This window comes from Desulfurobacterium indicum, assembly GCF_001968985.1.
Lineage (GTDB): Bacteria > Aquificota > Aquificia > Desulfurobacteriales > Desulfurobacteriaceae > Desulfurobacterium_A > Desulfurobacterium_A indicum.
Map to the genome: position 1 here is coordinate 1 of NZ_MOEN01000042.1, position 9,484 is coordinate 9,484.

Sequence of the window (9,484 nt, forward strand, 5' to 3'; positions counted from 1 at the left end):
GAGGCTAAGGAAGAACTTCAGGATATGTTCTCCAGGAGGTACTCCTAATGGTTTACACAAAATTATTGACACAACCCTGCCATTTCTCTCTGGATAATTATTCCTATTTTGACGGTTGCAGGTATTGCCCTTTTCAGAAACTCCATGGGATTGCATCACAATTTTAATGTTCACATTCATCCAACCCAGCACCTTGTACTTTTTACGGTTATTGTTTCACTTCAGCTCTTTTTCGGTCTTCTGGGTTACATGGTTATGAGACATATAAATTACTTTAAGAAGTTTATTGACGGTAAGATTGAGAGCGTTACCGCCTATGCTGCAATATGTCCTGGTGTTGCGCTGTTTGTTATGCTCAATTTTCTGTTAAACAAGGGTTTCGTTGGAACGGGGCTTATTTATAAGCTCTCTGCGGTTTATCTTTTCCTTTATATTCCTCTTATATACCTTCAGATTAAAACGATAGTTGTCCTTTTCAGGTTAAATAGAAAGCTTATAAAGATTTAAAAGGACGGGGGCTTTTTGCTCCCGTTTTCAAATTATCAACAATGAGAACATTAAAGAAGCGAAAAACAGTAAGAAGCTCACAAGATGGAAGGTTAAGAGATACTTTCTCGTCAGATTGTTGAATTTATTTTTAAAAAGTTTAAAGGCTATCAGGTTCGCAAGGGAACCTACAAGTGTTCCAAATCCACCTACGTTGACGCCTATCAGGAGACTTTTCCAGAGATTTGTAAATTTTCCAAGAAGCAATGCTGCTGGTACGTTGCTTATTATCTGACTTAAGAAAGCACTGTAAATCAGTGTTTTGTGCGGATTTGCCAGAGAAAATTTAAGAACCGAGCTGATGTTTGAAGTAAATCCAAAAAATGCCAGAAATGTAAATATAAGGAAATAATCTACTTCTTTCAAAATGTTTCTATCCTTTAAAAACGCAAAGAGCGGTGGAACGATACTTGCCTCTATCGGAAGAATGTGGAATATCACTCCTATGAACATTATGAAAAAACCACAGTAGGTTACAGCCTCTCTTTTGTTTAGCTTTTTTTCACACTCTTTTTTCGTGATCTCTATTTTTTTCCTTCCACAGAATAGGGCAAGTCCAAGTATTAGAATAAAGGAGAAAATGAAAAACGGGAAGATTGCTTTCATGAAAGTTGCAGGGTGGAGGTGATAGTAATAATAGATGAATATGTTTTGAGGGTTTCCAAATGGTGTTAAAGCGGAAGCACCGTTTACAGATAGAGCCTCAAGGATAACAAGGAGCATTATCTTTTCTGGAGAGATAGAAAGAGAAAGGGTTAGTGGAACAACGGTGAAGAGCGCCACATCGTTTGTTACAAACATTGAGAGTATTCCAGATAACAGAGTAAGTTTTAAGAATGGATTTCCCTTTTCAAAACGGGATGCTATCTTTGCGAAAAGACCGCTTTTTTCAAGTCCTTTTGTTATTACGAGAAAATTAAAAAGTACAATCAATATTTTTAAATCACCTCTTGTGATTTCGGGCATTCTTTTAAGGAAAAGAGAAGAAATAAGAGTGGCCATTAGGGCTATAAAGAATAACCACTCCTCTTTTACGATCTTAGATATTTTGTCCATTTTGTATCTTCTCAAATAGTTTTTCAGATATCAGGTCAAGATATTTGGCGTTTTCTATACCGTTAATCCATTCTTTTGGTATTGCATCTACACCATTGTAACATCCTGAAAGAGCCCCGGTGAGAAATCCTATTGCGTCGGTGTCGCCTCCAAATTCTCCGTAGGCGTTGACGGCCCTTAAAATGCTTTTTCTGAAATCTTTTCCCCACTTCAGGAATATGTATAGAGAAAGAGCAAAAGGTTCAAGGACAAAATTGCCGTTTCCGAATCTCAAGATAAGTTCGTCCAATTCGTCAATATTTTCTCTTACCGTTGTTATCACCATGTCTATGTAAGATTTTACGATTTCAACCTGAGAGAAAGAATGCAATAGTTCTAACAGGTGCAGTTTCCCATCTTCAATTTCAAGAAATATTCTCTCGCCAGCGATTGTAGATATGGTAACTGCTATTAATCCTGCCGTGTCTATAAGTATCTCATCTTTATAGATAATGGAAGCAATGTGGCTTCCTTCTTGATAGGCATCTTCGCTGTTGTCCCATCTAAAAAGTCCTGCTGCAACTGCGGGAAGAGCTCCATCAATTTCCGTTCCTTTTACTCTTGCTTCGTCTGGCAGAGCGCCGCTTTTGTAGGCGAGGGCGGCATTTATGTGTCCTCCGGCAGGGTATCTGTGATCCTTTTCATTCTTTGCCCAATCTATCAGTTTTTCAATATAAAACTCTTCATCTAACTTTCCCTTTTCTGCATACATCTCAAGCGCTATGAGGAACATTTGAGTTTCATGGGAATACTGCCCTTTTTTGAGGAACGGACAGACAGATAATGGAGAAGGTTCTACAAAATCTGTGATTGCTCCGCCGTAGCTTTTTTTCACCATTCCTCTGTCCATCTCTTCTGTGAGCGTTCCAAGAGCGTCACCTATTGCCCCTCCGAAAACTGTCCCTTTTATTTTTTTAAGAAGCATTTGTTCCTCCATCAAATAGAGTTGATTAAATCCTGAAATGTGAACGTGCTGTGGAATCGCATCTCTTCTCTTTCGTAAGGAAAGTCACTTCTGTAGTGACCGCCTCTGCTTTCTTCTCTTCTCATGGCGCTTATAGCTATGCCAAGTGCCAGTACAGCTCCGTTTTTAACCTCGTAAGATGAATTTGAACGTATCATTCTTCTAAACAGTTCTATTGCTTTTGTCAGTCCACCTCCATCTCTTATAATGCCAGCATACTTCCACAATACCCGTTTAAGGTCTTTCATTGTAAAGTTTTCATCTGTAGTTTTCCTTACAAGAGGTGAAACATTAAAGGGTATTTTTTCAAAGTCAAGGGACAGGAATCTTAAATCTCTGTACATTCCGTAGGCCGTTCTTTCGCCAAATACAATACACTCAAGAAGAGAATTGCTGGCAAGTCTGTTTGCACCGTGAACCCCTGTGCAGGAAGCTTCTCCTATGGCAAATAGTCCTGTAATGTTTGTTCTGCCAAAGGTGTCAACGTTGATGCCGCCTATATAATAGTGGGCAACAGGTGTTATAGGAATAAGATCCTTTTCGGGATCGTATCCGACTTCTTTCAATTTTTCAGTTATAGTTGGAAAACGTTCCTTGATGTTTATGCCCTTTTCCTTTATAGGCCTGAAGTCGAGGAAAACCTTTCCGCCTGTTATCTTCTTTTGGTTTTCAATAGCTCTTGTTACAACATCTCTTGGAGCCAATTCCCAGAGCGGATGGTAATCTCCCATAAATCTTCTGCCGTAAGAGTCAACTATTATTGCTCCTTCACCCCTTACCGATTCCGATATAAGGAAGCATGTGTCATCTTCACAGAATGCTGTTGGATGAAACTGAACAAACTCAAGGTCTCTCAGGACGGCACCGTAGCGGAGAGCCATTGCTATTCCGTCACCTGTTGATGTTGCGGGATTTGTGTTTTTTTCATAAAGTCCGGCCGCTCCCCCTGTTGCTATGGCGGTTACAGGTGCATGTATGGCGTAGTATTTACCGTTTTTTTCAAATATAACGCCGTAACATCTGTTGTCCTTTACTATGAGTTCTTTTACGTTTGCATGTTCAATAATATCTCCTCTATAGCTGTCAAGTAGTGCTCTTTCAACTTCTTCGCCGGTTTTATCCTTGTAATAGACAATTCTTGAAACGGAGTGGGCTGCTTCTTTTGTGAACTTTAAAAGTCCCCTTTCGTCTGTTTCAAAGGTGGCTCCCATTCTTATTAGGTCTATTACCCGTTTTACGCCTTCTTCTACAAGAATAAGGGCAGTTCGTCTATCGACAAGACCTGCTCCGGCTTTTAACGTATCTTCGTAGTGGAGAAGAGGGGAGTCGTCCGGCGGCAGTGCCACAGCTATGCCGCCTTGGGCTAATTTTGTTGAACATGTGTCTGCTGCCTCTTTTGTAAGTATGCAGACATTTAAACCTACCTGAGACAGTTTTGAAGCACAGAAAAGCCCTGCTGCTCCACTTCCTATTACCACTGCATCATACCTTTTTGGAAACTCTTTTATCTCAACGTCTTTAAGTAATTTCATCTTTTACTCCTAATCTATTGTAAGGATAAAAGCGTCCGGGAATAGTTTTTTGATTTCTTCTTTTTTCTCTTGTGCTTTAACATATGTAAGTTCTGGGCCAACAACAACCCTATATAGTCCGTAAGCCATGACGATATCGGCTTTAATGCCTACCTTTCTTACTCTGTCTCTGAAAGCTTTAGCGTTTGGGTATTCTTTAAATGCGGCAAGCTGAACAAAGAAATTGCCTTTTTGATAGTTTTCCGTTACAAAGTGGTGGTCTTCTTTTCTTCCAAGGGCAATTATTTTCACCTTTGCCGTGCCTTTACCTAAAATGCCTAATTTTTTAGCGGCTGCGAAAGATAAATCTATTATTCGTCCAGGAACAAACGGTCCTCTGTCGTTTATCTTTACTACGGCACTTTTTCCGTTTTCAAGGTTTATTACCTTAACGTAAGTGCCCAGCGGTAGTGTTTTGTGAGCAGCTGTCATTTTATACATATTGTAGATTTCTCCGCTTGCGGTTTTCCTGCCGTGAAAGTTTGGTCCATACCACGAGGCTATACCTATCTGTTCAAATCCTTTACTATGTTTAAGTACACAGTAGCTTTTTCCGTTTACACTGTAAATGGACTGGCATCCTTTAGCAGGGATAGAGTTTTGTTTAGTTTTATTGGTTGCTGGAGCTTTAATTTCCGGTGAAATTTTCATTTCAGATTCCGGTCCTATAAGTGAAATGCAACCAGATATAAACGGCAGTATTAATATTACTGTCGCTTTTTTCTTCATAATCACCTCAAAAGTTTTCTCTTTATAACAGTCGTGATTTTATATAATTTTATCCTCTCTTAAAATTACTACCGGAGGCGTTATGAAGATAGCCCTTGCAAGTGACCATGGCGGATTCAGATTAAAGAATATTATTAAAAACTACCTTGATGAGCTTGGTATCGAGTATGTTGATTTTGGAACCTACTCTGAAGAGTCTGTTGATTATCCGGATTATGCTTTAAAAGCTGCAGAAAGTATAATGAAAGGTGAAACTGACAGGGGAATTTTTATCTGTGGAACGGGAATAGGTATTTCTATTGCTGCCAATAAAGTTCCCGGGATCAGAGCGGCTCTCTGCTACAACATATATGCTGCTGAAATGTCAAGAAGGCATAACAATGCAAATGTTCTTGCCCTTGGAGGAAGAGTTATAGGTGATGAACTTGCGAAATCAATAGTTAAGACGTGGCTTGAAACACCGTTTGACGGTGGAAGACACGAAAGGCGAATAAGAAAGATAGCAGAGATAGAGAAAACATTCATCTCTGAGCAGGAAAAATAATTTTCAGGAGGAGATAGATGAGAGGAAAAGTTAGAGAGTTTGACCCGGAAGTTTTTGAGGCGCTTAAATGTGAGTACAAGCGTCAGAATGAGCACCTTGAGCTTATTGCTTCTGAAAACTTTACAAGTGAAGCTGTTATGGAGGCTCAAGGTTCCGTTCTTACCAATAAGTATGCTGAAGGACTTCCAGGGAAAAGGTACTATGGTGGATGTGAATGTGTAGATATCGTTGAGAAGCTTGCAATTGAAAGATGTAAGAAACTTTTCGATGCCGAGCATGTAAACGTTCAGCCCCATTCCGGTTCTCAGGCGAATCAAGCTGTTTACCTTGCCGTTTTAAAGCCAGGTGATACGATTCTCTCAATGAACCTTTCTCACGGTGGACACCTTTCCCACGGTTCACCTGTAAACATGACAGGTAAGTACTTTAAGGTTGTTCAGTACGGTGTTAGGAAAGACACTGAAACGATAGACTTTGACCAGGTTGCCCAGCTTGCAAGAGAACATAAGCCAAAGCTTATAATCTGCGGTGCTTCTGCGTATCCGAGAATTATAGACTTTGATAAATTTAGAGAAATCGCTGACGAGGTTGGTGCTTATCTCATGGCTGACATAGCTCACATAGCAGGTCTTGTTGTTACCGGACTTCATCCTTCACCGATGGAAGCTTGCCACTTCGTTACAACAACAACTCACAAGACACTTAGAGGACCTCGTGGCGGTGTTACAATGTGTAAGGCAGAGTTTGGTAAAGAAATAGACAAGGCTGTGTTCCCGGGACTTCAGGGTGGTCCTCTCATGCACGTCATAGCTGCTAAGGCCGTTGCTTTTAAGGAAGCGATGACACCAGAATTTAAAACTTATCAGGAGCAGGTTGTTCTTAACGCAAAAGCTATGGCTGAGGAACTTCAGAAGGAAGGATTCAGAATTGTATCTGGCGGAACAGACAACCATCTTATGCTTGTTGACCTTACAGATAAAGGTATTACAGGAAAAGAGGCAGAAGCTGCTCTTGGAAAGGCTAACATTACGGTTAACAAAAATACAATTCCTTTTGATACAAGAAGTCCCTTTGTTACAAGTGGTATAAGGATAGGTACTCCTGCCATAACGACAAGGGGTATTAAAGAACAGGAAGCAAGGAGAATTGCTCAGCTAATTGCAACTGTTCTTAAAAACATTGACGATGATGCTGTAATAGCAAAGGTTAAAGAAGAAGTTATTGAAATTTGCGGGAAACACCCACTCTACCCTGAAATGGCATCACTCTATCAGTAAGAATCTGATTTTTATTTGTGAAAGGCGGGCTTTAAAGCCCGCCTTTTTATTTAAAAGTTGAACATTTTGCTGACTGATTCACCAAAGTGAATTCTTCTTATTGCTTCTGCAAGCATACCTGATATAGAGAGGATTTTTGCGCCTTCAAATGATTTATTGCCAAGAGGAATTGTGTCTGTAACAACAACCTCTTTCAGGACACCTTCTTTAACAGCTTTTGACAGCCTTTCAACGGCAGGTCCTGAAAATACGGGATGTGTACATGTTGCGTAAACTTCAGTAGCGCCTCTTTCTTTTATTGCCTTTGCAGCGTTGACGATTGTTCCGGCAGTATCTATGATGTCATCAATGATGATTGCTTTCTTTCCCTTAACTTCACCTATGATGTTCATAACCTCTGCAACGTTTGGTTTAGGTCTTCTTTTGTCTATTATTGCAATTGGTGCGTTAAATACCTTTGCAAAGTTTCTTGCCCTGGCAACGCCACCAATGTCAGGTGACACGATAACTGTATCCTCTTCACTAAATCCGCGTCTTAAGAAGTAGTCTGCGAGGACAGGTCTTGCTTCAAGGTGATCAACAGGCAGGTCAAAAAAGCCTTCTACCTGTTTTGCGTGAAGATCAACAACAACTATGTGGTTAACACCGGCAACAGTAATAATGTCTGCAAGTAAACGTGCAGAGATGGGATCTCTTGGATTGACCTTTCTGTCTTGCCTTCCGTAAGCAAAATAAGGAATTACAGCCGTTATTCTTCCTGCAGAGGCTCTCTTGAGTGCGTCTGCAAGCAAAAGTAGTTCCATTATGTAGTCGTTGGAAGGACTGCACAAAGGCTGAATTATAAAGACATCGTCGTCTCTAACGCTTTCGTTAAGTACAACCTGAATTTCGCCGTCGCTGAACCTTCCTACCGTAACATTGGCAAGGGGAATTCCAAGGTGCCCTGCAACAGCTTTTGCAAGTTCTGGGTTTGCGTTTCCCGTAATCAGTTTTACCTGATTCATTGATACCTCCATCTATCCGATTAATTGTTTAAATTTCTTTACATTTTCTTCTATCTTTCCTTTAAACACAGCTGAACCTGCAACTGCAATGTCAACTCCGGCATTAATTATCTCAGAAATGTTGTCAAGCTTCACACCGCCGTCCATCTCTATTAGGAAGTTTAATTCTTTTTCCTCTCTCCACCTTTTGAGTTTTTTGACCTTTTCAAGTGTTTCGGGAATAAACTTTTGACCTCCAAAACCAGGATTGACGGACATTATTAGAACAAAATCAACAAAAGGAAGGATGTCTATTAAAAATTCTACCGGTGTCGCTGGGTTTATTACAACGCCTGCTTTATTTTCTAACTCTTTTATCATTGATACAGTTCTGTGAAGATGAATTGAAGCTTCAAAGTGAACAGATATCCAGTCAGCTCCTGCATCGGCAAAAGCTTTCACGTATTTTTCGGGCTCTACTATCATAAGATGAACGTCAAGAGGCTTATCGGTGACTTTTCTTATGGATTCTACAACACAAGGGCCTATAGTAATGTTTGGAACGAAACGGCCGTCCATCACATCAACATGAATGGCGTCTGCTCCTGCGTGCACAGCCTTTTTAATGTCTCTTTCAAGATTTGCAAAATCTGCCGAGAGTATGGAAGGAGCAAGTAGAGCCATTTGAAACCTCCAATAACTATTCTATATTAGATAGCCAGATACCTGAATTATAGATAATGTTTCAGTAGTATGACAGTCTTCGTCTAAAAATTTGTAGAAATGTTGGTGTTGATTATTGACACCAGAGAGGAAAATGCCTATATTATTCACCGTCAAGGTTCCCCGGTAGCTCAGCGGGTAGAGCGGGTGGCTGTTAACCACCAGGTCGCTGGTTCGAGGCCGGCCCGGGGAGCCATTTTTATAATATATAAATGAAGAACAATAAGGAAGTAGAGTAACATATCATCACATGTAATTACATATCACTCTTTCAAAATCTCAAGTCCTTCAATAAATATTAGAGTAATAATTTTGAAAAAAAAGTGGAACACCCTATAAAATTTCATGTCTTTAAGTTCTTGTGTGTCAACATTTTCAAAGCTCGTTGAAAAAAAGTGGAACGGTGTTTCACAAAAATTCAACGAAACTGATTTTATGGTTAATTATCTGAATACAGGATTTAGTTTGCACATGCAGTTTGGATGAGCAGGGCAGGCGGGTTCTTTTCCTTTTGGAAAAATTCCTTTTCCAAGTCCAAAGTCAATGTTAGCATATTTATCGCAGATGTCTTTTATTTTATGATGAGCGGGTAGTGTACGATATTTTGTGTAAGCTTGAGAAATGGGATAACCTCCTGGGGAACACCCCACAAATACCAACCCCAGGAGGCAAAAATGGAACTACAGAAGATTTTACCAGACCTAGTTAAGGAAGTGGTAAAGCAAACCTTAGAGTCAATCATGACGGCTGAAAGAGAAGTGTTTCTTAAAGAACATGGAGGAACAAAGAACGGCTTTTACGTTAGAAACTTAGATACTGTTATCGGTAAGCTTGAAAATCTGAGAATTCCAAGAGATAGAGAGGGAAAATTCAGAACAAAGTTGATAGAACCTTATAGAAGAAGAGATATCAATCTTGAAGACTTAATACTTGGGATGTTTGCCTCTGGTATGAGTGCAAGAGCAGTAGCCCAGGCTCTTGAAAGCGTGTTTGAACTTAAATACTCACCCTCAACCATAAGCAAAATATCGCAGGTAACCTTAGAGGAAATA

General features: G+C 40.0%; 10 protein-coding genes and 1 tRNA gene. 5 read left to right on the forward strand and 6 right to left on the reverse strand.

Going from position 1 to position 9,484, the window contains the following annotated elements:
- Positions 1 to 81: 81 nt before the first annotated feature.
- Positions 82 to 507 carry a TsoY family (seleno)protein gene (locus BLW93_RS08260; RefSeq protein ID WP_425429714.1) on the forward strand — a complete coding sequence of 142 codons (426 nt, stop codon included), beginning with the start codon at positions 82 to 84 and terminating at the stop codon, positions 505 to 507.
- A gap of 27 nt (positions 508 to 534) precedes the next feature.
- Here BLW93_RS08260 and BLW93_RS08265 read toward each other — a convergent pair whose 3' ends face one another.
- The 4 genes from BLW93_RS08265 to BLW93_RS08280 are packed head-to-tail and all read right to left on the reverse strand — an operon-like array spanning position 535 to position 4,905.
- Positions 535 to 1,602, reverse strand: a complete 1,068-nt coding sequence (locus BLW93_RS08265; protein WP_076713607.1) for an SLC13 family permease — start codon at positions 1,600 to 1,602, stop codon at positions 535 to 537.
- Entirely contained in the window at positions 1,586 to 2,566 is a 981-nt protein-coding gene (locus BLW93_RS08270; protein ID WP_245792020.1) for an ADP-ribosylglycohydrolase family protein, read from the reverse strand. Before BLW93_RS08270 ends, BLW93_RS08265 begins: the two co-directional genes overlap by 17 nt.
- A gap of 11 nt (positions 2,567 to 2,577) precedes the next feature.
- Positions 2,578 to 4,137, reverse strand: a complete 1,560-nt coding sequence (gene nadB, locus BLW93_RS08275) for an L-aspartate oxidase (RefSeq protein WP_076713609.1) — start codon at positions 4,135 to 4,137, stop codon at positions 2,578 to 2,580.
- A gap of 9 nt (positions 4,138 to 4,146) precedes the next feature.
- On the reverse strand, positions 4,147 to 4,905 hold the full coding sequence (locus tag BLW93_RS08280; protein ID WP_076713610.1) for a septal ring lytic transglycosylase RlpA family protein: 759 nt from the start codon (positions 4,903 to 4,905) through the stop codon (positions 4,147 to 4,149).
- Positions 4,906 to 4,987: 82 nt separating this feature from the next.
- Between BLW93_RS08280 and rpiB the strand changes: the two genes are divergently transcribed.
- Together rpiB and BLW93_RS08290 are read left to right on the forward strand one after the other, a co-directional pair.
- Positions 4,988 to 5,449 carry a ribose 5-phosphate isomerase B gene (gene rpiB / locus BLW93_RS08285; RefSeq protein WP_076713611.1) on the forward strand — a complete coding sequence of 154 codons (462 nt, stop codon included), beginning with the start codon at positions 4,988 to 4,990 and terminating at the stop codon, positions 5,447 to 5,449.
- Positions 5,450 to 5,466: 17 nt separating this feature from the next.
- Positions 5,467 to 6,726 (forward strand): serine hydroxymethyltransferase, encoded by a 1,260-nt coding sequence (locus tag BLW93_RS08290; protein ID WP_076713612.1) that lies wholly within the window; start codon positions 5,467 to 5,469, stop codon positions 6,724 to 6,726.
- A 50-nt stretch (positions 6,727 to 6,776) separates the two neighbouring features.
- Here the strand turns inward: BLW93_RS08290 and BLW93_RS08295 are convergent, their stop codons facing one another.
- Positions 6,777 to 7,730: a ribose-phosphate diphosphokinase gene (locus tag BLW93_RS08295; protein ID WP_078058264.1), complete on the reverse strand. Its 954-nt coding sequence runs from the start codon at positions 7,728 to 7,730 to the stop codon at positions 6,777 to 6,779.
- Positions 7,731 to 7,742: 12 nt separating this feature from the next.
- The gene (rpe, locus tag BLW93_RS08300) at positions 7,743 to 8,393 is read right to left on the reverse strand and encodes a ribulose-phosphate 3-epimerase (protein ID WP_076713614.1); all 651 of its coding nucleotides are present in this window, start codon (positions 8,391 to 8,393) and stop codon (positions 7,743 to 7,745) included.
- Between the two features lie 159 nt (positions 8,394 to 8,552).
- Here rpe and BLW93_RS08305 point away from each other — a divergent pair.
- Both BLW93_RS08305 and BLW93_RS08315 read left to right on the forward strand, forming a co-directional pair.
- Positions 8,553 to 8,628, forward strand: a tRNA-Asn gene (locus tag BLW93_RS08305).
- A gap of 418 nt (positions 8,629 to 9,046) precedes the next feature.
- On the forward strand, positions 9,047 to 9,484 hold a 438-nt coding region (locus tag BLW93_RS08315), incomplete at its 3' end, for a transposase (protein ID WP_245791970.1).